We start from the raw sequence: 21,306 nt of genomic DNA on the forward strand, positions 1-21,306 counted from the left end.
CGCACAGCTTCAGTCCTCGGTTGGACCTGCGCGCGAACCACGCAGCTTGCCAGGGGTCACGCCGTAGGTCTCGCGGAACACCCTGATGAAATGCGCGGAATCGGCAAAACCACACTCATATGCGATGTCAGTGACCTTGCGCCCGGTGTTCAGCAGCATCCAGCGCGCGTAGCGTAGCCGCATACCTCGATAGAACTCATTCGGCGACACCTTCATCTCGGCCATGAATGCCCGCTCGAGCTGGCGCACGCTCGTGCCAATCATCTTCGCGATCACCGCGATGTTAAGCGGCGCTTCGAGGTTTTCCTCCATGAGCAGCGCAGCATGGCGTACGTTTGCATCGTCCACCGACAGGTAGCCCAGTGCGCGGCGGCGCTCGATGAACGAGGCGCCGGCCTGCCGACTTACGGTCATCTGGTGAATCACCTTCGATGCGCGGTCAGGTCCGCAATGCAGATTGATGAGCCGCGCGGCGAGCTCGATGACCGAGATGCCGCCCGCACACGTGATGCGATCGCCGTCAATAAAGTAGTCGGCATGCGTGACGACGCGTAGCCCGGGGAACATGTTGCGATAGTCGTCGAAGTGAAAGCTGTGCACGCATGCGACGTGATCCTGCATGAGCCCGGCATGGGCGAGGACAAAGCTACCAGTGCAGATGCCTACCAGCGGAACGCCCGCCTGTGCGGCGGCGCTCAGGTAGTCCCAGTAGCGCCTGTCCACCTTCTCGAGATGCGGCAGCAGGCCGCCGATGACGACGATGTAGTCGAACTGCCCGACTTCCGGAAAGGCCGCCTGCACCGGTACAGCGATACCGCAGCTCGATTCGACGGTGGTGTCGTGCACGCCAATCGTCGTCCAGAGACAGCGCAACTGACGACTCTGGTCGCTGCGATCGGCAGCGTGACGTAACGCGTCACAGAGCCCGCCAAGCGACAAGAGCGGAAAGCGCGGCCATAGCAGGATTCCGACATTGAGCTCCGCGCCGGAACGCCCCAGAAGCGACTCGGGTGCCGTAGAAAGCGAGTCAAGCCGGCCCACCAGTTCGTGGGCCGGCGGCGCTTTGGCCGGGGGATCGTCGGAGGAAAACATGGGCAGCGCGAGTAATCGGTGTCACGCCATTATAAGACCGCACGGTACGCATCGCCGCTGTCGCATTTCTTCTGTTTTCTGGCAAATCGGTGCAATGCCGCTGGTTTGTGTCTGCATAAATTTGTCTCGCCAGCGCAGACCACCTGCCGCGCGGTACAAGGACAGAGGCGACGGGGACAATCCAGCGGATCGCCCTCGATGCAGATAACTATCGATGAGGTAATGCAATGACCAAGAGCAAAATATTGGGTCGCCGTGCGACGACCTTTGGCATTCTGGGGGCGCTGGCTGCCGTTTCTGCCGGGGTGGCGCATGCCGACGAAACCGTGAAAGTCGGTGAAGTTGCGCCTCTCACCGGTCCGGCTTCATATCTGGGCAAGGACACTGAGAACGGTGCAAGGCTCGCGGTCGAGGAAATCAACGAAAAGGGGCTTGTCGTCGGCGGAAAGAAGGTCACGCTGGTTCTCGACACCGAAGACGATGCTGGCGATCCGCGCCAGGCCACGCAGGTCGCACAAAAGCTTGTCGACGCCAAAGTAGTGGCGATAGTCGGTCACATGAATTCTGGAACGACGATTCCGGCCTCCAAGATCTATCGTGACGCCGGTATCGTTCAGGTCTCACCGTCGGCTACGAATCCGGCGTACACGCTCCAGGGCTTCAAGACCGCATACCGCGTGGTGGCAACTGATGCCCAGCAAGGGCCGGCCCTCGCCGATTACGCGATGCGGAAGTTAAAAGTCAGGACAGTTGCCATCGTCGACGACGCCACCGCATATGGGCAGGGTCTGGCCAATGAATTCGAGAAACGTGCGAAGGCAGATGGCCTTTCGGTGGTTTCGCACGACGCGACCAACGATAAGGCTATCGACTTCCGCGCTATCCTGACAAAAATCAAGGGCGCGCATCCGGACGTAATCATGTATGGGGGCCTCGACGCAACGGGCGGCCCGTTTGCGAAGCAGGCCAAGCAGCTCGGCATGACGCAGAAGATTCTTGCAGGCGACGGCCTGTGTGCCGACGACCTTTCGAAACTCGCCGGGGACGCGGCCGATGATGTGATCTGCTCCGTCGCAGGCTCGCCGCTCGAGAAGATGCCCAAGGGCCCGGCCTTCATGCAGCGCTACGAAAAGCGCTTCGGTACACACCCCGTCCTCAACTCGCCATTCGCTTACGACGCTGTATACGTCATCGCCGAAGCGATGAAGCGCGCCGGCTCGACGGCCCCCGACAAGATTCTTGCCGCAATGCCAGCGACGAACTACGAGGGTGTGCTCGGCCAGACACAGTTCGATTCGAAGGGCGACCTGGTCCACGGGACGATTTCCCTCTACAAGTATGTCGGTGGAAAGCAAACCCTCCTTGACTACGTGAAGAACTAACCCGGCAGGGCCGGTTGTTCAACCCGGCACAACTTCAGTGATGCGGTTGTGTCGGTCGTACACCTCCTCTTTTTCCCTCACTCCCGCCGTCTTGATAGCGAAAACGCTGACTGCCGACGCATCCTGTCGTGCGGGGCGTAATTTCCGTAAGCGCACAACGGCCGGACGCTCTAAACCGGATATGGATATCTTCCTGCAGCAGTTAATCAACGGGCTGGTACTTGGCAGCATTTACGCCATCATCGCGCTCGGCTACACCATGGTGTACGGGATTCTGGGCATCATCAACTTCGCGCACGGCGACGTGCTCATGATGGGCGCCATGGTCGCGCTCTCCGCGATCAACGTGCTCCACAATCACTTCCCGGGCCTCGGGAACATCCCCACGCTGTGCATCGCGCTCGCGGTCGCCGCGGTCGTGTGTGCGGTCATCGGGTACGCGATTGAAAAGGTCGCGTACCGGCCACTGCGCCGCGCGCCGCGTCTCGCCCCGTTGATTACCGCGATCGGCGTGTCGATCCTACTGCAGACGCTCGCGATGATCATCTGGGGCCGCAATCCGCTCGCGTTCCCCCAGCTCATCTCGACCGATCCCATCAACGTCATCAAGCCGACTGAAACCGGCGTCGGCGCCGTGATCTCGCCCACCGAGATCGTGATCATCGTCGTCGCGTTCCTCGTGATGGCGGGCCTGCTGCTGCTCGTGCACAACACCAAGCTCGGCCGCGCGATGCGCGCCATCGCCGAGAACTCCAGCGTCGCGAGCCTGATGGGCGTGAATCCGAACTTCGTGATTTCGGCCACCTTCATGATCGGCTCGGCGCTTGCCGCGCTGGCCGGCGTGATGATCGCCTCCGAATACGGCAACGCCCACTTCTATATGGGCTTCATCCCGGGCATGAAGGCGTTCACCGCGGCGGTGCTTGGTGGCATCGGCAACCTGGGCGGCGCGATGGTGGGCGGCGTGCTGCTCGGCCTCATCGAGCAGCTTGGCGCCGGCTACATCGGCAGCCTCACGGGCGGCGTGTTCGGCAGTAACTATCAGGACGTGTTTGCGTTCGTCGTGCTGATCGTCGTGCTCGTGTTCCGTCCGTCGGGGCTGTTGGGCGAACGGGTCGCGGACCGCGCATAAAGAGGGGAACACAACATGACATCCATTCAACCGATCGAGCCGCCGACGACGCTCATCCCTGAAAAAAACACCGCGAAAACGCTCACGGTGGGCATCGTGACCGCCATCGTCGTGGCCTCGCTGCCCTTCGTGGTCGGCGCCACGGGCGGCAACTACTGGGTCCGCGTGCTCGACTTCGCGATGCTCTACGTGATGCTCGCGCTGGGCCTGAACGTGGTGGTCGGCTTCGCCGGCCTGCTGGACTTGGGCTACATCGCGTTCTATGCGGTGGGCGCCTACACCGCCGCGTTGCTGACTTCCCCGCACCTCGCCACGCAATTCGCCTGGATCGCCAACATGTTCCCGGGCGGGATGCACACGCCGTACTGGATCGTGGTGCCGGCGGCGATGGGGCTCGCCGCGCTAGCGGGCGTCCTGCTCGGCGCGCCGACACTGCGTCTGCGCGGCGACTACCTCGCGATCGTGACCCTCGGCTTCGGGGAAATCGTCCGCATCTTCATGAACAACCTCGACCGTCCGGTGAACATCACCAACGGGCCGCAGGGCATTACGGGGGTCGCGCCGCTGCATGTTGCGGGTATGGATCTCTCGCAGCCGCACACGCTGTTCGGCTTCACGTTTACCGCGGTGTACTGCTACTACTACGTGTTCGTGCTCTGCGCATTGATCGTGATCTGGGTGTGCACGCGTTTGCAGCACTCGCGCATCGGCCGCGCATGGGCCGCGATCCGCGAAGACGAAATCGCCGCGAAGGCCATGGGCATCAACACCCGTAACGTGAAACTGCTCGCGTTTGCGATGGGCGCGTCGTTCGGCGGCCTCTCGGGCGCGATGTTCGGTGCGTTCCAGGGCTTCGTCTCGCCGGAATCGTTCACGTTCTGGGAATCGGTCGTGGTGCTCGCCTGCGTGGTGCTGGGCGGCATGGGCCATATTCCGGGCGTGATTCTCGGCGCGGTGCTGCTGGCCATTTTTCCCGAGTTCCTGCGCTCGTCCATGGGCCCGCTGCAGCACATGCTGTTCGGCCATGAAGTCGTCGATACCGAAGTCATTCGTCAGCTGCTCTACGGCCTCGCGATGGTCATCATCATGCTCTACCGCTCGGAAGGCTTGTGGCCTGCCGCGAAGCACGAAGACAAGATCGCGAAGATCGCGAAGCGCACGAGCAAGAAGCCGGTGCGCGCATAAACGACCGGACGGAGAACAGACTATGAGCGACAAACCAATCCGCCTGTCGGTGAAGGGCGTGAGCAAACGCTTCGGCGGCCTGCAGGCACTCTCCGAAGTGGGCCTGCAGATCGAGGCAGGCACCATCTACGGCCTGATCGGCCCGAACGGCGCGGGCAAGACCACGTTCTTCAACGTGATCACGGGCCTCTATACGCCAGACTCGGGCGAGTTCCGGCTCGACGGTGACACCTATACGCCGACCGCCGTGTATCAGGTGGCGAAGGCGGGCATCGCGCGCACCTTCCAGAATATTCGCCTGTTCGGCGGTATGACCGCGCTGGAAAACGTGATGGTGGGCCGCCACGTGCGCACGAAGCACGGCCTGTTGGGCGCGGTGTTCCAGACGCCGGCTGAGCGCAAGGAAGAGCGCGACATCAAGGAGCGCGCGCTCGAACTGCTCGAATACGTGGGCATTGCGCAGTACGCCGACTACACCTCGCGCAATCTCTCGTACGGCCACCAGCGCCGTTTGGAAATCGCGCGCGCGCTCGCGACCGATCCGAAGCTGCTTGCGCTCGATGAGCCGGCAGCGGGCATGAACGCGACCGAGAAGGTCGAACTCACGCGCCTGCTCGACAAGATCCGCGCCGATGGCAGGACCATCCTGCTAATCGAGCACGACGTGAAACTGGTGATGGGCCTGTGCAACCGCATGACAGTGCTCGACTATGGGAAGGTGATTGCGCAGGGTTTGCCGCAGGACGTGCAGAAGGATGCGAAGGTGATCGAAGCTTATCTGGGTGCGGGGGTCCACTGATGTCCACGACGCAAGCAATGTTGAAAATCAAGGGCCTGCAGGTCAACTACGGCGGCATTCAGGCGGTCAAGGGTGTCGACCTCGAGGTCGGGCAGGGCGAACTCGTCACGCTGATCGGCGCGAACGGCGCGGGCAAGACCACGACGATGAAGGCGATCACGGGCCTGAAGGCGTACGCGGCCGGCGACATCGAGTACATGGGTCAGTCCATCAAAGGGCTGCCCGCGCACGAGCTGCTCAAGCGCGGTCTCGCGATGGTGCCGGAAGGGCGCGGCATCTTCGCGCGCATGTCGATCGTCGAGAACATGCAGATGGGCGCGTATCTGTGCACCGACAAGGACGCCATCCAGAAGGACGTCGACCGCATGTTCGGCTTCTTTCCGCGTCTGAAAGAGCGCGCATCACAATACGCGGGCACGCTGTCGGGGGGCGAACAGCAGATGCTGGCGATGGCGCGCGCGATCATCTCGCGGCCGAAGCTGCTGCTGCTCGATGAGCCGTCGATGGGTCTGTCGCCGATCATGGTCGAGAAGATCTTCGAAGTGGTGCGGTTGATTTCGTCCGAAGGCATGACCGTCCTGCTGGTCGAGCAGAACGCGCGTCTTGCGCTGCAGGCGGCGAATCGCGGCTACGTGATGGACTCGGGTCTCGTCACGATGTCGGGTGATGCGAAGCAGATGCTCGATGATCCGAAGGTGCGGGCGGCGTATCTGGGCGAGTGAATCAGCGATACCAGCGAGGACTGAATCCTTGGAAAAGCTTCACTACGGTAGACGGCTATCTGGGCGACCAGCAATACGAGGGTAGTCTCAAGTGGATGGCGCCTTCGCCACCGAAAGCCGCCATCCAGCGCTGGACGATCCGATGACCGGAAGGGGTCGGGAAGCGCCATCCACGTGAAACGCGCGGCGAGCAATCCCCCCACCGCCATCGATCGTCGACGCTGCGTGCAGCGCATGAAAAAAGGCCGGCGGCCACCCGGCCCGCCAGCCTTTTGCATTGCATGTCCGCGCCCACCGGCCTACCCCCACTTCAACGCCCCGCCACCTTCTTCTGCCGCCACAGACACAGCAAATCGCACGCAACATGCGCACCGGCGATCGCGGTGATGTCCGCGTGATCGTAAGCAGGCGCAACCTCGACGACATCCGCGCCGACCAGATTCACCGCCCCGAGCGCACGCACGATCGCGAGCGCCTGTGCGGACGACAACCCGCCCGCGACCGGCGTCCCCGTGCCGGGCGCGAACGCCGGATCGAGACAGTCGATATCGAACGTCAGGTACGCGGGCCGCGCGCCGACGATGTCGACAATCCGCTCCACCGCCGCGCGCGGACCATGCTCATGCACCCACGCGGCATCGAGCCGCTCGATCCCGAGGAAATCGTCGTTCCACGTACGGATGCCGACCTGCACCGACGTCGCCGGATCGATCAGCCCTTCCTTCACCGCCTTGTAGAACATCGTGCCGTGATTGAGGCTGTCCGGCTCGTCGTCGGCCCACGTATCGCAGTGCGCATCGAAGTGGATCAGCGACAGCGGCTTGCCGTAGCGCTCCGCGTGCGCGACCAGCAGCGGATACGTGATGTAGTGATCGCCGCCGAGCGTCAGCATCTTCGCGCCCGAGCGCAGGATCGTGCGCGCATGTTCGACGATCGCCGGCTTGATCGACAACGGGTTGTGCGCATCGAACCAGCAATCGCCGTAATCGACGGTCGCGAGATCCTCGAACGGATCGAAGCCCCACGGATACGGCTTGAGCTCCGCGAGCTGCACGCTCGCCGCGCGGATCGCGGCCGGCCCGAGCCGCGCGCCCGAGCGATAGGTCGTCGCGAGGTCGAGCGGCACGCCGGAAATCGCGACGTCGACGCCGTCGAGCGCGCGCGAATAGTTGCGACGCATGAACGACAGCACGCCCGCATAGGTGTTTTCGATCGAGGAGCCGTATGGCGTCGTGCGACGGATCGCGCCGTCGCCGTGGAGCAGTTCGGTCATGTCGAACCTGTTGGTCAGGAGGACTGGCCCCTGCCACTGCATCGGGTGCGCTGGCGGGACTCGGCACGGATTCAATGAAAACGCGGCGGCATGCCCTCGCCGGGCGCGGCCGTCGCGCCGGCCTGCGAACCCTGTAGCGCGGCCGGGCGGGACAACGTCGATACGCGGCGATGATAGCAAGCCGAAACCGCCGTGTTGCCCCGGTTCGACCGGGGCAAACGCATCGAAACGATCGGCGCGGCGGCAGGCGCACCGGCGCCGCATCGCCCGATCCCGTACCGCCGGACCGCCGCACCGCCGCCCCCGTCGCCCCCGTCGCCATGCCGCGCCTAGAAGGATTCGCCGGTTTTCGCCCGCCCTTTCTTCCGGATAATGGCCGCAGCCGCGCCACCGACGGCGCGCCGTCCGCCGCAGACGACGACAACCCTGGAGACACCCGCCTTGATCGCCACGCTTCCCGCCCCCTATCGCCGGCTCTGGCCGCTCGCCATCGCCGCCGCGCTGCTGTACGGGCTGTCGCTCGCCGCCGCGCCCTATCCCGGCCAGGCCGCCGCGAAAGCCGCGATGGGCATCCTGCTGCTCGCGGCCGGCAGCGCCTGCGCGGCACCGCGCGAACGCGCGTGGCTGTGCGCGGCGCTCGTCACGGCCGTGCTCGGCGACGTGCTGCTCGCGCTGCCCGAGTGGCCGCTGTCGTTCGTCCTCGGCCTCGGTGCGTTCCTGCTCACGCACCTGTGCTACTGCGCGATCTTCGTGCGCTGGCGCGCGCGGCCGCACGGCTGGCGCTTCCTCGCACTGATCGGGCTGTGGATCGCCGCGCCGGCGTTCTATGCAGCGTTCCTTCCGCATCTGGGCGAACTACTCGTACCCGTCGCCGTCTACATGCTCGTGCTGTGCGCGATGGCGAGCTTCGCGCTCGCGGCCCGCACGCGCGGCCCGCTGGTCGCCGTCGGCAGCCTGATCTTCGTCGGCTCCGACACGCTGATCGGCGTCGGACGCTTCCTCGGCGGCTTTCCCGGCATCGACTACCTGATCTGGGGCCTCTACGCGCTCGCGCAGATCACGATCGTCGCCGGGGTTTTCCATGAGACGGCCGCCCGCCCGATCCGTCCCTGATAGCGTTTCAAACAGGTCGCCGCGTGTCGGCGGCCTTCGTCTCCCGCCTCTCCAGCCCTGCCGGCGGCCGTTTCCGCACATTCCGCAATGCGGAAAGCAGACCGTTCCAAACCCCGCTCAGCCTTTTCCCGCGCGGCTTCCAGCCCTTAGAGCGCCGCTTCTAGCCTCTTGCGGTTTCCGGGTTCACCCACTATCGTTACATCAACCAATGTAACATTAAAAAATGAGCCAAATCGGAGACACCCGGATGAATGCTCGCACGTTGCCTTTCGGCCCGCCCGGCCACGACGGCCCGGACGAAACCACCGACATCGCCATCATCGGCACCGGCTTCGCCGGTCTCGGGATGGCCATTCGCCTGCGGCAGACCGGCGTGACCGACTTCGTCGTGCTCGAGAAGGCCGCGTCGGTCGGCGGCACGTGGCGCGACAATCATTACCCCGGGTGTGCCTGCGACGTGCAATCGCACGTCTATTCGTTCTCGTTCGCGCCGAACCCGCGCTGGACGCGCATGTTCGCGCCCCAGCCGGAGATCCGCGCGTACCTGGAAGACTGCGTGCAGCGCTTCGGCGTCGGCCCGCACCTGCGCCTGAACCATGAGCTGCAGCGCGCCGAATACGACGAGGCCGCACGACGCTGGCGCCTCACGTTCGCGAACGGCAAGCGGCTGTCGGCGCGCGTGCTGGTGTCGGGGATGGGCGGGCTGTCGCGCGCCGCGCTGCCGGCGATTCCCGGCGTCGAGACCTTCAAGGGCCGCGCGTTCCATTCGCAGCAGTGGGATCACGACTACCCACTCGAAGGCAAGCGCGTCGCGGTGATCGGCACCGGCGCGAGCGCGATCCAGTTCGTGCCGCAGATCGCGCCGCGCGTGAAGGCACTCGCGCTGTTCCAGCGCACGCCGCCGTGGATCATGCCGAAGCCCGACCGCAACCTGAGCGGCTTCGAGAAGTGGCTGTTCCGCACGCTGCCGTTCACGCAGAAGGCGGTGCGCAGCGGCATCTACTGGATGCTCGAATCGCGCGTGCTCGGCTTCGCGATCCATCCGTCGCTGATGAAGAACGTGCAGAAGCTCGCGCTGCGCCATATCCGCAAGCAGGTTCCCGATCCGGAGCTGCGCCGTGCGGTCACGCCCGACTACACGCTCGGCTGCAAGCGCGTGCTGATCTCGAACGACTACTACCCGGCGCTGTCGCGCAAGAACGTCGACGTGATCACGACCGGCATCGAGCGCATCGAAGCCGACGCGGTCGTGACGACCGACGGCAAGCGTCATGAAGTCGACTGCCTGATCTACGGCACGGGCTTCCAGGTCGCCGATCCGTTTCCGCGCGGCGCGATCATCGGCCGCGGCGGCCTCGACATCGTCGATGCGTGGCGCGACGGCGCGCACGCGTATCTCGGCACGACGCTGCCGGGCTACCCGAACTTCTTCATGATCGTCGGCCCGAACACCGGCCTCGGCCACAACTCGATGGTGTTCATGATCGAGTCGCAGATCGAATACATCCTCGGCGCGCTGAACGCGATGCAGCGCGAACGCGCGGATGCGATCGAGGTGCGCCCGCTCGTCGAGGCGCAGTTCAACACCGACCTGCAGGGCCGGCTCCAAAAGGCGATCTGGTCGACGGGCGGCTGCAAGAGCTGGTACCTCGACCCGCGCACCGGCAAGAACACGACGCTGTGGCCAGGCTTCACCTGGCGCTTCCGCCAGGCGACCGCGCACTTCTCGATCGCCGATTACCACGCGTATCGCGCGCCGCACCACGACACGAGCGGGCGGCCCGTCGCCGCGCCCGCCGCGTCCGCCGCTTCCGCTTCCACGTCCGCCGAAGCGGCCTGAGCCAGACAAGGAGCCAACGACATGAGAGATTTCGCCAACAAGGTCGCCGCGATCACGGGCGCCGGCTCGGGCATGGGCCGCTCGCTCGCGGTCCAGCTCGCACAGGCCGGCTGCCACGTGTCGCTCGCCGACAAGAACGGCGTCGGCCTCGCCGAAACCGAGCGGATCGTCCGCGCGATCGCGCCGAACGTGCGCGTGTCGACGCGCGTGCTCGACGTCGGCGACCGCGACGCGATGTTCGCGTGGGCGGACGACACCGCGCAGGAACACGGCAAGGTCAACCTGATCTTCAACAACGCGGGCGTCGCGCTGTCGAGCACGATCGAAGGGATGGAATACGGCGATCTCGAGTGGATCGTGAACATCAACTTCTGGGGCGTCGTGCATGGCACGAAGGCGTTCCTGCCGCACCTGAAGGCGAGCGGCGACGGTCACGTGATCAACACGTCCAGCATCTTCGGGATCTTCGCGCAGCCGGGCATGAGCGGCTACAACGCGACCAAGTTCGCGGTGCGCGGCTTCACCGAATCGCTGCGCCAGGAACTGGACATGATGAAGTGCGGCGTGTCGGCCACCTGCGTGCATCCGGGCGGCATCCGCACCAACATCGCGCAGTCGAGCCGCGTCGCGAAGAACATGGTCGGCTTCATCGTCGAAAGCGAGCAGCAAGGCAAGGACAGCTTCGAGAAGTTCTTCATCACGACCGCCGACGACGCCGCGCGCACGATCCTCGCCGGCGTGCGCCGCAACAAGCGGCGTGTGCTGATCGGCCGCGACGCGAAGGCCGCGGACTGGATGGCGCGCATTCTGCCGGCCGCGTACCAGGCGCTCGTCGTGCTCACGACGCGCCGCGAGGCCGCGAAGGCCCGCCGCGCGGCCGCCCGCTACGGCACGCCGGCCGCCGCGCCGCTTCACGCCACCTACAACAACGCAGGCAATCAGGGAGGAGAACAATCATGACGACCCCGAACATGATGCCGGTGCGGCGCGACATCCGTTTCGCGCTGCCGCCCGAACGCGCGAAGGACTGGCACGTCCAGGGCGTGCCGGTCACGCACTTCATGAACGCGCTGTCGCTGCTGTTCCCGGCCGGCGAGCGCTTTTTCATGGATTCGGTGCGCCACTACCGCGACCGCATCGAGGATCCGGAGCTGAAGAAGCAGGTGCTCGGCTTCATCGGCCAGGAAGCGATGCACACGCGCGAGCACATCGAGTACAACGACCTGCTGCAGTCGTCCGGCCTGCCCGCGCACAAGCTCGACAAGCGGCTCTGGACGATCCTCGGCTTCTTCAAGAAGACGCTGCCGCATTCGATGCAGCTCGCGATCACGATCGCGCTCGAGCACTACACGGCGATCCTCGCGAACCAGCTGCTGGCGGGCCACGAGCACCGGATCGACGGGTCGGTCGAAGGCTATCAGCAGATGTGGATGTGGCACGCGATGGAGGAAACCGAGCACAAGGCGGTGTCGTACGACGTATGGAACGCCGTGATGAAGCCGGGCCTCGGCAGCTACCTGCTGCGCACCAGCACGATGCTGCTCACGACCCTGATGTTCTGGACGATCGTGTTCGACTTCCACGTGCGGCTGATGCGCGCGCACCGTCGCGAACACGGCAGGTTCGGCGGCATGTGGCGGCTCGTGAAGTATCTGTACAGCCCGCGGACCGGCGTGTTCCCGAGCATCGCGCGCGAATGGCTCGACTACTTCCGTCCGGGCTTCCATCCGTGGGACCACGACAACCATCAGTACCTGCAAGGGCTCGACACGCTGCTCGCGAACATCGACGCGACCAACGCGCGCCATGCGGCCCAGGCCGCCCCGCGCCGCGTGCCGCTGCATCCGGTTCCGCAGGCATGACGTCATGGCGCGCACGCACGAGATGCTGACCGTCCGCTCCGGCGACGTGAAACTCGCCGTCCATGTCAGCGGCCCGCGCCGCGCGCCGCCGCTGATCCTCGTGCACGGCTATCCCGATTCGTCGGCCGTGTGGGCGCCGGTCCGCGCGCGGCTCGCGAAGCGCTACCGCGTGATCGCGTACGACGTGCGCGGCGCCGGCGCATCCGATGCGCCGCGCCGCCGCGCGGACTACACGCTGGCGCGGCTCGCCGACGACCTGAAGGCCGTCGCCGACGCGACCTGCGGCGCGCGGCCGTTCCATCTGGTCGGTCACGACTGGGGGTCGATCCAGTGCTGGGAGGCCGTGACCGACCCTGCGTTGCGCGGCCGGATCGCGTCGTACACGTCGATCTCCGGCCCGTGCCTCGACCACGTGTTCCGCGCGAAGATGCGGCTCAGGCAGAGCCTGAAATCGTGGTACATCGCGTTCTTCCACCTGCCGGTCGTGCCGTCGCTGGTGTGGCGCCTCGGCGGCGCCGCACTGTGGCCGCGCTGGCTGCAGTTGACCGAACGCGTGCGGCCCGAGCGCGATCCCGCGCAATTGAAGAACGCGCTGAACGGGTTGCAGCTCTACCGCGCGAATTTCCTCGCGCGGGCGAGAAAGCCGCGCGAGCGGTATGCGCAGGCGCCGGTGCAGATCCTCGTGCCGGTGCACGACCGCTACGTGACGCCCGAAATGTCGGTCGATCTCGAGCGCTGGCTCGGCGAGCACGTGCGCGAGGAAATCGACGGCGGGCACTGGGTCGTGGTGCACAATCCCGACCTGATCGCGGCGCGGATCGACCGGTTTGCCTCGACGCATGAACGACGGGCGGTCGCGGCAGCACCCGCGGCACCGCGAGCGGCGGTTCAGCGCAACGGCGGCAGGCGCTTGAACAGCGTTTCGTAGTCGATCACGAGCCCGTCGGGGTCGACGTCCATCTCGGCCGTGAAATTCCGGAAGATGCCTTCGTAGCGGTAGCGCCGGCCCGGCTCGATGCACGCGTAAGCCTGCTTGACCGGCGTCACCTTCAGGTCCGGCGTCGAGATGTATGCGACGTCGATCGGTCGCCGCTCGCCGCGTGCGAGCCCGAGGCGGCCGATCGGCAGCGCGTTCGTGAACGGCGTCGCCGCGATGTCGATGTCGACGCAGCCATCCAGCTCCGGCAGCGCGCTGCCTGAACCGTCGCGCCAGTGCCCGGCCCCGTCGCCGTGCAGTTCCAGCGTGCCGCCGCCCATCACCTTGAGCACCGCATACCTGACCCGCCATTGCGGATCGCACTCGACCCGGTACGCAAGCCCGTACGCGCGGCCGTACCGCTGGCCGACCACGGCACTTTCGACGACGATGCCGGCGTCCCCCCGGTCGAACGTCAGGTGTTCGATTCCGTCGCCCTCGAGCGACGCCCAGCGCAGTTCACGCATTCGTTCCTCCTCGAAAACGCCGACGCGTCAGCGTACGCACGAAAAATCCGGCTGCGGCCAAAATTTCGCTTCCGGGCCCGGCAATCCCGCGAAAGCGCCATTGCCCCGGGCAGACAAGACGCCGAAACTCGCGCCCCGCCCCAACTCAGGGCATGCGCCACAAATCCTGACTATCCAGAATTCCCTATTCCGGTGCACGGCATTGTGTCCTATGCTCGCGGCTCGTCCTGTTCCACCGCCGCCATGCCTACCGCCCGCCCCGCCTCGCCGTCGATCGACCTGCGCATCCTGCTGCGCGGCATCGGGCAGATCGTGCTGCAGGCGCGTGCCGTCACCGGCGCGCTGCTGCTCGCCGCGCTGGCGCTGACCGACCTGCGGCTCGCGTCCGCGGCGCTGGTCGGCTCGGCCGCCGCCAGCATGACGGCGGTGCTGACGGGTGCCGAGCGCCGCGACGTCGAACAGGGGCTGCACGGCTTCAACGGTGCGCTCGCCGCGCTGATCGCCGTGCTGTTCGCGCCTGCCTCGCTCGCCGCCGTCGCGCTGGTACCGCTGGTCGCGATTGGCGCGGCGCTCGTGCAGCGCGTGATGCGTGTGCCGCTCGCCCGCTGGCGCCAGTGCGCGTATTCGAGCCCGTGCCTCGCCGTCACCGCGCTGTGGCTGCCGTTTGTCGCGCCGCAGCATGCGGGCGACGCGACAGTAGGTGCGCCCCTGACGCTGCCTTCCGTCGCCGACGCGCTGCTGTCGGGCGTCGCGCAAACCACCTTTGCGCAAGGCCCGTGGGCCGGCGCGCTGATCGTCGCCGGCCTCGCCGTCGCGTCGCGCCGCGCGGCGGCGTTCGCGCTCGGCGGCGCGATCGTGTCGACCGTGCTGCTGATCGCGGCCGGCGCGAACGGCGCGTCGTTCACCGACGGCCTGCTCGGCTTCAACGGCGCGCTCGCCGCACTCGCGCTGATGCCGCGCGGGCCGCGCGCGGCGTTCGCGGCCGCCGCGCTCGCCGCGCTGATCCAGTGGCTCGCGACGCGCGCGGGCCTCCCCGCGTTCACGGCCCCGTTCGCGATCGCTGCGTGGATCACGGTGATCGTCGCGCGCCGCTTCACCCTCGGAGAACCCGATGTCGTCATTCGCACACCGTCCTGACACCGTGAAGCCCGGCGGCCCGATCTCGGACGCCGAGCGCCGGTTGCGCGTCGATCTCGCCGCCGCCTATCGCCTCGTCGCGCTGAACGGCTGGGACGACCTGATCTACACGCATCTTTCCGTGACCGTGCCCGGCGAACCCGGGCACTTCCTGATCAACCCGTTCGGCCTCGCGTTCGACGAGGTTCGCGCATCGAATCTCGTGAAGATCGACCTGGCCGGCAACCGCATCGGCGAGAGCGAATACGCAGTCAACGTGACCGGTTTCGCACTGCACGCGGCCGTGCATGCCGCGCGGCCGGACGCCGTCTGCGTGATGCACCTGCACAATACGGCCGGCATCGCCGTGTCGATCCAGCGCGACGGGCTGCTGCCCGCGTCGCAGCACGCGCTGCGGTTTCACGGCGACCTCGCATACCACGACTACGAGGCGCTCGCGTTCTCGCCGGCCGAAGGCACGCGGCTGACCGCCAGCCTCGGCGCGAAATCCGCGATGCTGCTGCGCAACCATGGCACGCTGACGGTCGGCCGGACCGTCGCCGAGGCATATGTGCTGATGGATACGCTGATCAAGGCCTGCGACATCCAGGTGCGCGCGCAGGCAGGCGGCGGGCCGCTCGTGCTACCCGAGCCGGCCGTCGCCGAGCGCACCGCCGCGCAGTTGCGCGACGGCGGCGCGATCGAGGGCGAACTGGAATGGCCGGCGCTGCTGCGCCGCCTCGACCGGATCGATCCGTCGTATCGCGACTGACGCCGCTCGCGTCCCGACTTCCCTACCCCAACCATCGGAGCATCCAATCATGCCGACTTTCAATATCCAGTTGTTCGAAGGCCGCACGGTCGAGCAGAAACGCGCGTTCGTCGAAGCGATCACGCGCGTCACGTGCGAGACGCTCGGCTGCGACCCGGGCTCGGTCGACATCATCCTCGCCGACGTGAAGAAAGAGAACTGGGCGACGGGCGGCAAGCTGTGGAGCGACGAACGCTGACGCCCCCCGGAATTGGTGTGCGTCCGGCCCTTGGACGCATGCCACTTGGCGCCAGTTTGTCATCTCTGCGTCAACAGTTGTAACGCGTTGGCGGGATGCTAAAAAGGCAAAAAATGGTCTCTGACAAGCAAATCGCAAGTGTCCTTAACGACATGATCTTGCAAATGGGAGCCGATCTGGATCGCTCCCTGCTGACCGTCAAGGCGTCGTGTCCGGATTCGGAATTCGTCGCCTACCGCGAATTCGTGTCGCAACTGCTGACCACGATGCTGCTCGATTTCATGAATCCGCTCTACGCGCGGCACCCCGACCTGAAGCCGCCGGACCTCGCCTGACCCGCCCGTGCGACGCCGGCCACCGGCGTCGCACGCGGCCTTCGTTCCCTGCGCCGCGTTGTGCGCCCGCACATCGCGTTGTCACGCAATCGGCGCATATAATGCGGCACAGACGCAGCAGCCAATGGCCACCCGACCAGGAGACCGCCATGGAAGCGAAGAACGAAGAAGTCGTCGCACACCTGCTCTCCGATGTCGTCGAATTCGCGCGCGGACGCCTGCCCGAAGCCACGTTCCGGATCGTCGAACCGTTCCTGCGTCATTACTACGATTTCGTCGACGCCGATGATCTGCAGAATCGCGGCATCGCCGACCTCTACGGCGCCGCGATGGCGCACTGGCAGACCGCCCAGAAATTCGTGCCCGGCAGCGAGCGGCTGCGCGTGTACAACCCGATCCTCGAACAGCACGGCTGGCACTCCGACCACACGGTGATCGAGATCGTCAACGACGACATGCCGTTCCTCGTCGACTCGGTGACGATGGCCGTCAACCGCCTCGGGCTCGCGCTGCACTCGGCGCTGCACCCGGTGTTCCGCATCTGGCGCGGCGGCGACGGCGCGATCGAGCGCGTCGACGCCGGCGGCGCGACGGCCGGCGACGGCCAGTCGCAACTCGCGTCGTTCATCCACTTCGAAGTCGACCGCTGCGGCGACGCCGCGCTGCTCAACACGCTGCGCAACGACATCGCGCGCGTGCTCGGCGACGTGCGCGCATCGGTGGAGGACTGGCCGAAGATCGTCGACATCGCGCGCGCGACGATCAAGGACATGAAGGCCCGCGAATCCACCGCGGAAGACATCGAGGCGCGCGCGTTCCTCGAATGGATGGTCGCCGACCACTTCACCTTCCTCGGCCAGCGCGACTACGCACTCGTGTCGGACGGCACGGGTTTCGGCCTGCGCGGCGTCGAAGGCTCCGGCTGCGGCCTGCTGCGCGAATCGCTGCGCGCACCCGGCGCGCCGGACGTGACGCCGCTGCCGCCGGCCGCCGCCGAGATCATCACCGGCCCCTGGCCGATCTTCCTGACGAAAGCGAACTCGCGCGCGACCGTGCACCGGCCCGGCTATCTCGACTACGTCGGCGTGAAACTCGTCGGCGCCGACGGCAAGGTGACCGGCGAACGGCGCTTCATCGGACTCTACACGTCGACGTCCTATTTCGGTTCGTACACCGAGATACCGATCGTGCGCCGCAAATGCGCGAACATCGTGCGGCGCGCGGGCTTCCTGCCGAAGGGGCATCTCGGCAAGTCGCTGGTGACGGTGCTCGAAACCTATCCGCGCGACGAACTGTTCCAGGCCGACGAAGACCAGCTTTACGACATCGCGTTGGGCATCCTGCGCCTGCAGGAACACCAGCGCACGCGCCTGTTCGTACGGCGCGACCGTTTCGACCGCTTCGTGTCGTGCCTCGCGTTCGTGCCGCGCGACAAGTACAACACCGACCTGCGCCGCCGCATCGCGAAGCTGCTCGTCGATGCGTACAACGGCGTGAACGTCGAGTTCACGCCGCTGCTGTCGGAATCGGCGATCGCGCGGATTCATTTCGTCGTCCATGCGGAACCGGGCACGATGCCCGACGTCGACACGCGCGAGCTCGAAACGCGGCTCGTGCAGGTGGCACGCCGCTGGCAGGACGATCTCGCCGACGCGCTGCTCGACGCGTTCGGCGAAGAACAAGGCAACCGCCTGCTGCAGCACTATGCGGACTCGTTCCCGGCCGGCTATCGCGACGACTATCCGGCGCGCACGGCCGTGCGCGACATCGAGTTGATCGAACGCGTGAAGGCGTCGGGCCAGCTGGCGATGAACCTGTACCGCCCGATCGAGGCCGACGCGCGCGCGTTCCGCTTCAAGGTGTATCGCGCGGGCGACCCGATCGCGCTGTCGCGCAGCCTGCCGATGCTCGAGCATCTCGGCGTGCGCGTCGACGAGGAGCGGCCGTACCGGATCCAGACGCAGGATGCCGCACCCGCCTGGGTGCACGACTTCGGCCTCGAACTCGCCGACGATACCGAGTTCGACATCGAGCGTGTGAAGGGCCTGTTCGAGGATGCGTTCGACCGGATCTGGAGCGGCCGGATCGAGAACGACGACTTCAACCGCCTCGTGCTGCGCGCGCACCTGAGCGCGCGCGAAGTCACGATCCTGCGCGCGTATGCGAAATACCTGCGACAGGTCGGCTCGACGTTCAGCGACGCCTATATCGAGCGCGCGCTGACCGGCAACCCGGCGATCGCAAGGCAGCTCGTCGAGCTGTTCCTGGTGCGCTTCGACCCGGCCACGGGCGGCACGCGCGACGTGCAGGCCGAACGCCTGCTGAAGGCGATCGAGACGGCGCTCGACCAGGTGCCGAACCTCGACGAGGACCGGATCCTGCGCCAGTTTCTCGGCGTGATCAACGCGACCGAGCGCACCAACTATTTCCTGCACGACGCGAACGGCGAATCGAAGCCGTACCTGTCGTTCAAGTTCAATCCGGCGAAGGTGCCCGGCCTGCCCGAGCCGAAGCCGATGTTCGAGATCTGGGTGTACTCGCCGCGCGTCGAGGGCGTGCACCTGCGCGGCGGGCGCGTCGCGCGCGGCGGGCTGCGCTGGTCCGACCGTCGCGAGGATTTCCGCACCGAGGTGCTCGGGCTGATGAAGGCGCAGATGGTGAAGAACGTCGTGATCGTGCCGGTCGGCTCCAAAGGCGGCTTCGTCGTGAAGAACCCGCCGCCGCCGAGCGATCGCGAAGCATGGATGCGCGAAGGCATCGCGTGCTATCAGACCTTCCTGCGCGGCCTGCTCGACCTGACCGACAATCTCGCCGGCAACGCGATCGTGCCGCCGCCCGACGTGGTGCGCCACGACGCCGACGATCCGTATCTCGTCGTCGCGGCCGACAAGGGCACGGCCACCTTCTCCGACTACGCGAACGCGATCTCGCACGAATACGGTTTCTGGCTCGACGACGCGTTCGCGTCCGGCGGCTCGGTCGGCTACGACCACAAGAAGATGGCGATCACCGCGCGCGGCGCGTGGGAATCGGTGAAGCGGCACTTCCGCGAGATGGGCATCGATACGCAGACGACCGACTTCACGGTGGTCGGCGTCGGCGACATGTCGGGCGACGTGTTCGGCAACGGGATGCTGCTGTCGCCGCATATCCGGCTCGTCGCGGCGTTCGATCATCGCCACGTGTTCCTCGACCCGAACCCCGACCCGGCGACGAGCTTCGCGGAGCGCCAGCGGATGTTCGCGCTCGAACGCTCGAGCTGGGCCGACTACGACACGTCGGTGATTTCGGCGGGCGGCGGCGTCTACCCGCGCACCGCGAAGACGATCCCGCTGTCGCCGGCCGTGCAGGCCGCGCTCGGCATCGACGCGCAGGCGCTGCCGCCGACCGAGCTGATCCGCGCGATCCTGCAGGCGCCGGTCGACCTGCTGTACAACGGCGGCATCGGCACCTACGTGAAGGCCGCGCGCGAAACCCACCAGCAGGTCGGCGATCGCGCGAACGACGCGGTACGCGTGAACGGCGCGGACCTGCGCTGCAAGGTCGTCGGCGAAGGCGGCAACCTCGGCTGCACGCAGTTCGGCCGCATCGAGTTCGCGCAGCGCGGCGGGCGTATCAACACCGACGCGATCGACAACTCGGCCGGCGTCGATTGTTCGGATCACGAAGTCAACATCAAGATCCTGCTCGGGCTCGTCGTCGGCGACGGCGAGATGACCGAGAAGCAGCGCAACGCGCTGCTCGCGGAAATGACCGACGAAGTCGGGCTGCTCGTGCTGCGCGACAACTACTACCAGACGCAGGCGCTGTCGATCGCGGGCCGCTACGGCGTCGAGCTGCTCGACGCCGAGGCGCGCCTGATGCGCTGGCTCGAACGCGCGGGCCGCCTGAACCGCGTGATCGAGTTCCTGCCGACCGACGACGAGATCGCCGAACGGCAGGCCGCGAAACAGGGCCTCACGTCGCCTGAGCGTGCGGTGCTGCTCGCGTACAGCAAGATGTGGCTGTACGACGCGCTGCTCGAATCCGACGTGCCCGAGGATCCGCTCGTCGCCGCGATGCTCGTCGACTATTTCCCGAAGCCGCTGCAACAGCGCTTCAGCGAACCGATGCAGCGCCACCCGCTGCGCCGCGAGATTCTCGCGACGCACCTGACCAACGCGCTCGTCAACCGGGTCGGCTGCGCGTTCGTGCACCGGCTGATGGAGGAAACCGACGCGAAGCCGGGCGACATCGTGCGCGCCTGCATCATGGCGCGCGACGTGTTCGATCTCGATGCGGTGTGGCGCGACATCGACGCACTCGACAACCGCGTCGCCGACGACGTGCAGGCGCGCATGTTCGTCGACGTCGCGCGGCTGCTGGAGCGCGCGGCGCTGTGGTTCCTGCGGCAGTTGCAGTCGGGCACGGTGGCCGACGGCGGCGTCGCCGGCCTGATCGCGCGGTGCCGCGACGCGGTGCAGCGCATCGCGCCGCAATTGCCGTCGTTGCTGCCAACCGCCGATCTGGAGGCGCTGTCCGAGCGGCAGCGCGCGCTGGTCGAAGCCGGCGTCGAGAGCGCGCTCGCGGTACGCGTCGCGAGCGGCGACATCTCGGCCGCGCTGCTCGACATCGCCGAAGTGGCCGCGACCTGCGATCGCAGCCTCGAGCTGGTCGCGGGCGTCTACTTCTCGCTCGGCACGCTGTTGAACTACGGGTGGATCGGCGAACGCGCGGCCTCGCTGCCGACCCCGACGCACTGGGACATGCTGGCGCGCGCGGCCGCGCTCGCGGAAGTCGCGCGGCTCAAGCGCACGCTCGCCACCAGCGCGCTCGCGGAATCGGCCGACTCGACGGCGCCCGAGACGATCGTCCACGCGTGGCGCGAACGCCGCGAAGCCGCGCTGCAACGCTACGAGCACCTGCTCGCCGACCTGCGCGCCTCGGGCGGCGCGAGCCTCGCGGTGCTGCTCGTGATCGTGCGCGAGATGGCCGTGCTCGAACGCGCGTGATGGAAGGTCGC

The 21,306-nt window shown here is 66.5% G+C and carries 18 protein-coding genes; 15 read left to right on the forward strand and 3 right to left on the reverse strand.

The annotated features are described in order from the left end of the window. Nucleotides 1-9: 9 nt before the first annotated feature. Nucleotides 10-1,092, reverse strand: a complete 1,083-nt coding sequence (locus DIE17_RS20915) for a GlxA family transcriptional regulator (protein ID WP_124666722.1) — start codon at nt 1,090-1,092, stop codon at nt 10-12. 227 nt (nt 1,093-1,319) lie between these two features. Between DIE17_RS20915 and DIE17_RS20920 the strand changes: the two genes are divergently transcribed. The 5 genes from DIE17_RS20920 to DIE17_RS20940 all read left to right on the forward strand — a co-directional run bounded on the left by DIE17_RS20920 (nt 1,320) and on the right by DIE17_RS20940 (nt 6,312). Continuing rightward, nucleotides 1,320-2,474, forward strand: coding sequence for a branched-chain amino acid ABC transporter substrate-binding protein (locus tag DIE17_RS20920; protein ID WP_124485196.1), 1,155 nt, complete (start codon nt 1,320-1,322; stop codon nt 2,472-2,474). 181 nt (nt 2,475-2,655) lie between these two features. Further along, nucleotides 2,656-3,606 (forward strand): branched-chain amino acid ABC transporter permease, encoded by a 951-nt coding sequence (locus DIE17_RS20925; RefSeq protein WP_124666768.1) that lies wholly within the window; start codon nt 2,656-2,658, stop codon nt 3,604-3,606. Between the two features lie 15 nt (nt 3,607-3,621). Then, entirely contained in the window at nt 3,622-4,791 is a 1,170-nt protein-coding gene (locus DIE17_RS20930; protein ID WP_124485197.1) for an ABC transporter permease subunit, read from the forward strand. 22 nt (nt 4,792-4,813) lie between these two features. Continuing rightward, nucleotides 4,814-5,590, forward strand: a complete 777-nt coding sequence (locus DIE17_RS20935; protein ID WP_124666723.1) for an ABC transporter ATP-binding protein — start codon at nt 4,814-4,816, stop codon at nt 5,588-5,590. A gap of 17 nt (nt 5,591-5,607) precedes the next feature. After that, the gene (locus DIE17_RS20940; RefSeq protein ID WP_124666724.1) at nt 5,608-6,312 is read left to right on the forward strand and encodes an ABC transporter ATP-binding protein; all 705 of its coding nucleotides are present in this window, start codon (nt 5,608-5,610) and stop codon (nt 6,310-6,312) included. 310 nt (nt 6,313-6,622) lie between these two features. Here DIE17_RS20940 and speB read toward each other — a convergent pair whose 3' ends face one another. Beyond that, on the reverse strand, nt 6,623-7,585 hold the full coding sequence (gene speB, locus DIE17_RS20945; RefSeq protein ID WP_124666725.1) for an agmatinase: 963 nt from the start codon (nt 7,583-7,585) through the stop codon (nt 6,623-6,625). A gap of 441 nt (nt 7,586-8,026) precedes the next feature. On the opposite strand from speB, the gene DIE17_RS20950 reads away from it, so the two are divergent. From DIE17_RS20950 to DIE17_RS20970, 5 genes are all read left to right on the forward strand, one after another. Continuing rightward, nucleotides 8,027-8,698, forward strand: a complete 672-nt coding sequence (locus tag DIE17_RS20950) for a lysoplasmalogenase (protein WP_124520747.1) — start codon at nt 8,027-8,029, stop codon at nt 8,696-8,698. Nucleotides 8,699-8,945: 247 nt separating this feature from the next. Continuing rightward, nucleotides 8,946-10,538 carry a flavin-containing monooxygenase gene (locus DIE17_RS20955; RefSeq protein WP_124666726.1) on the forward strand — a complete coding sequence of 531 codons (1,593 nt, stop codon included), beginning with the start codon at nt 8,946-8,948 and terminating at the stop codon, nt 10,536-10,538. 21 nt (nt 10,539-10,559) lie between these two features. Then, nucleotides 10,560-11,498, forward strand: a complete 939-nt coding sequence (locus DIE17_RS20960; protein ID WP_124520751.1) for an SDR family oxidoreductase — start codon at nt 10,560-10,562, stop codon at nt 11,496-11,498. Further along, entirely contained in the window at nt 11,495-12,400 is a 906-nt protein-coding gene (locus tag DIE17_RS20965; protein ID WP_124666727.1) for a metal-dependent hydrolase, read from the forward strand. Before DIE17_RS20960 ends, DIE17_RS20965 begins: the two co-directional genes overlap by 4 nt. A 4-nt stretch (nt 12,401-12,404) precedes the next feature. Further along, a complete protein-coding gene (locus DIE17_RS20970) occupies nt 12,405-13,328 on the forward strand; it encodes an alpha/beta fold hydrolase (RefSeq protein ID WP_124666728.1) in 924 nt (307 codons plus the stop codon). On the opposite strand, the gene DIE17_RS20975 is transcribed toward DIE17_RS20970, so the two are convergent. Continuing rightward, nucleotides 13,289-13,843, reverse strand: a complete 555-nt coding sequence (locus DIE17_RS20975; protein WP_124666729.1) for a putative glycolipid-binding domain-containing protein — start codon at nt 13,841-13,843, stop codon at nt 13,289-13,291. The genes DIE17_RS20970 and DIE17_RS20975 overlap by 40 nt on opposite strands. Before the next feature lie 243 nt (nt 13,844-14,086). Between DIE17_RS20975 and DIE17_RS20980 the strand changes: the two genes are divergently transcribed. The 5 genes from DIE17_RS20980 (at nt 14,087) to DIE17_RS21000 (ending at nt 21,295) form a co-directional block, all read left to right on the forward strand. Further along, complete coding sequence (locus DIE17_RS20980) at nt 14,087-14,980, forward strand: urea transporter (RefSeq protein WP_124666730.1); 894 nt, start codon at nt 14,087-14,089, stop codon at nt 14,978-14,980. Beyond that, the gene (locus DIE17_RS20985; RefSeq protein WP_124666731.1) at nt 14,955-15,731 is read left to right on the forward strand and encodes a class II aldolase/adducin family protein; all 777 of its coding nucleotides are present in this window, start codon (nt 14,955-14,957) and stop codon (nt 15,729-15,731) included. The genes DIE17_RS20980 and DIE17_RS20985 overlap by 26 nt, the downstream gene beginning before the upstream one ends. 49 nt (nt 15,732-15,780) lie before the next feature. After that, the gene (locus tag DIE17_RS20990) at nt 15,781-15,969 is read left to right on the forward strand and encodes a 4-oxalocrotonate tautomerase (RefSeq protein WP_044843193.1); all 189 of its coding nucleotides are present in this window, start codon (nt 15,781-15,783) and stop codon (nt 15,967-15,969) included. Between the two features lie 113 nt (nt 15,970-16,082). Further along, complete coding sequence (locus DIE17_RS20995) at nt 16,083-16,304, forward strand: hypothetical protein (RefSeq protein ID WP_124666732.1); 222 nt, start codon at nt 16,083-16,085, stop codon at nt 16,302-16,304. 149 nt (nt 16,305-16,453) lie between these two features. Next, the gene (locus tag DIE17_RS21000) at nt 16,454-21,295 is read left to right on the forward strand and encodes an NAD-glutamate dehydrogenase (RefSeq protein WP_124666733.1); all 4,842 of its coding nucleotides are present in this window, start codon (nt 16,454-16,456) and stop codon (nt 21,293-21,295) included. Nucleotides 21,296-21,306 lie beyond the last annotated feature (11 nt).

Source organism: Burkholderia sp. Bp9099 (genome assembly GCF_003857805.1).
Classification (GTDB): domain Bacteria; phylum Pseudomonadota; class Gammaproteobacteria; order Burkholderiales; family Burkholderiaceae; genus Burkholderia.

Coding starts and splice junctions, on each gene's coding strand:
- DIE17_RS21000 (WP_124666733.1), top strand. CDS start 16,454: ATGGAAGCGAAGAACGAAGAAGTCGTCGCACACCTGCTCTCCGATGTC.
- DIE17_RS20915 (WP_124666722.1), bottom strand. CDS start 1,092: ATGTTTTCCTCCGACGATCCCCCGGCCAAAGCGCCGCCGGCCCACGAA.
- DIE17_RS20965 (WP_124666727.1), top strand. CDS start 11,495: ATGACGACCCCGAACATGATGCCGGTGCGGCGCGACATCCGTTTCGCG.
- DIE17_RS20925 (WP_124666768.1), top strand. CDS start 2,656: ATGGATATCTTCCTGCAGCAGTTAATCAACGGGCTGGTACTTGGCAGC.
- DIE17_RS20995 (WP_124666732.1), top strand. CDS start 16,083: ATGGTCTCTGACAAGCAAATCGCAAGTGTCCTTAACGACATGATCTTG.
- DIE17_RS20990 (WP_044843193.1), top strand. CDS start 15,781: ATGCCGACTTTCAATATCCAGTTGTTCGAAGGCCGCACGGTCGAGCAG.
- DIE17_RS20970 (WP_124666728.1), top strand. CDS start 12,405: ATGGCGCGCACGCACGAGATGCTGACCGTCCGCTCCGGCGACGTGAAA.
- DIE17_RS20975 (WP_124666729.1), bottom strand. CDS start 13,843: ATGCGTGAACTGCGCTGGGCGTCGCTCGAGGGCGACGGAATCGAACAC.
- DIE17_RS20920 (WP_124485196.1), top strand. CDS start 1,320: ATGACCAAGAGCAAAATATTGGGTCGCCGTGCGACGACCTTTGGCATT.
- DIE17_RS20930 (WP_124485197.1), top strand. CDS start 3,622: ATGACATCCATTCAACCGATCGAGCCGCCGACGACGCTCATCCCTGAA.
- DIE17_RS20955 (WP_124666726.1), top strand. CDS start 8,946: ATGAATGCTCGCACGTTGCCTTTCGGCCCGCCCGGCCACGACGGCCCG.
- DIE17_RS20980 (WP_124666730.1), top strand. CDS start 14,087: ATGCCTACCGCCCGCCCCGCCTCGCCGTCGATCGACCTGCGCATCCTG.
- DIE17_RS20940 (WP_124666724.1), top strand. CDS start 5,608: ATGTTGAAAATCAAGGGCCTGCAGGTCAACTACGGCGGCATTCAGGCG.
- DIE17_RS20935 (WP_124666723.1), top strand. CDS start 4,814: ATGAGCGACAAACCAATCCGCCTGTCGGTGAAGGGCGTGAGCAAACGC.
- speB (WP_124666725.1), bottom strand. CDS start 7,585: ATGACCGAACTGCTCCACGGCGACGGCGCGATCCGTCGCACGACGCCA.
- DIE17_RS20985 (WP_124666731.1), top strand. CDS start 14,955: ATGTCGTCATTCGCACACCGTCCTGACACCGTGAAGCCCGGCGGCCCG.
- DIE17_RS20960 (WP_124520751.1), top strand. CDS start 10,560: ATGAGAGATTTCGCCAACAAGGTCGCCGCGATCACGGGCGCCGGCTCG.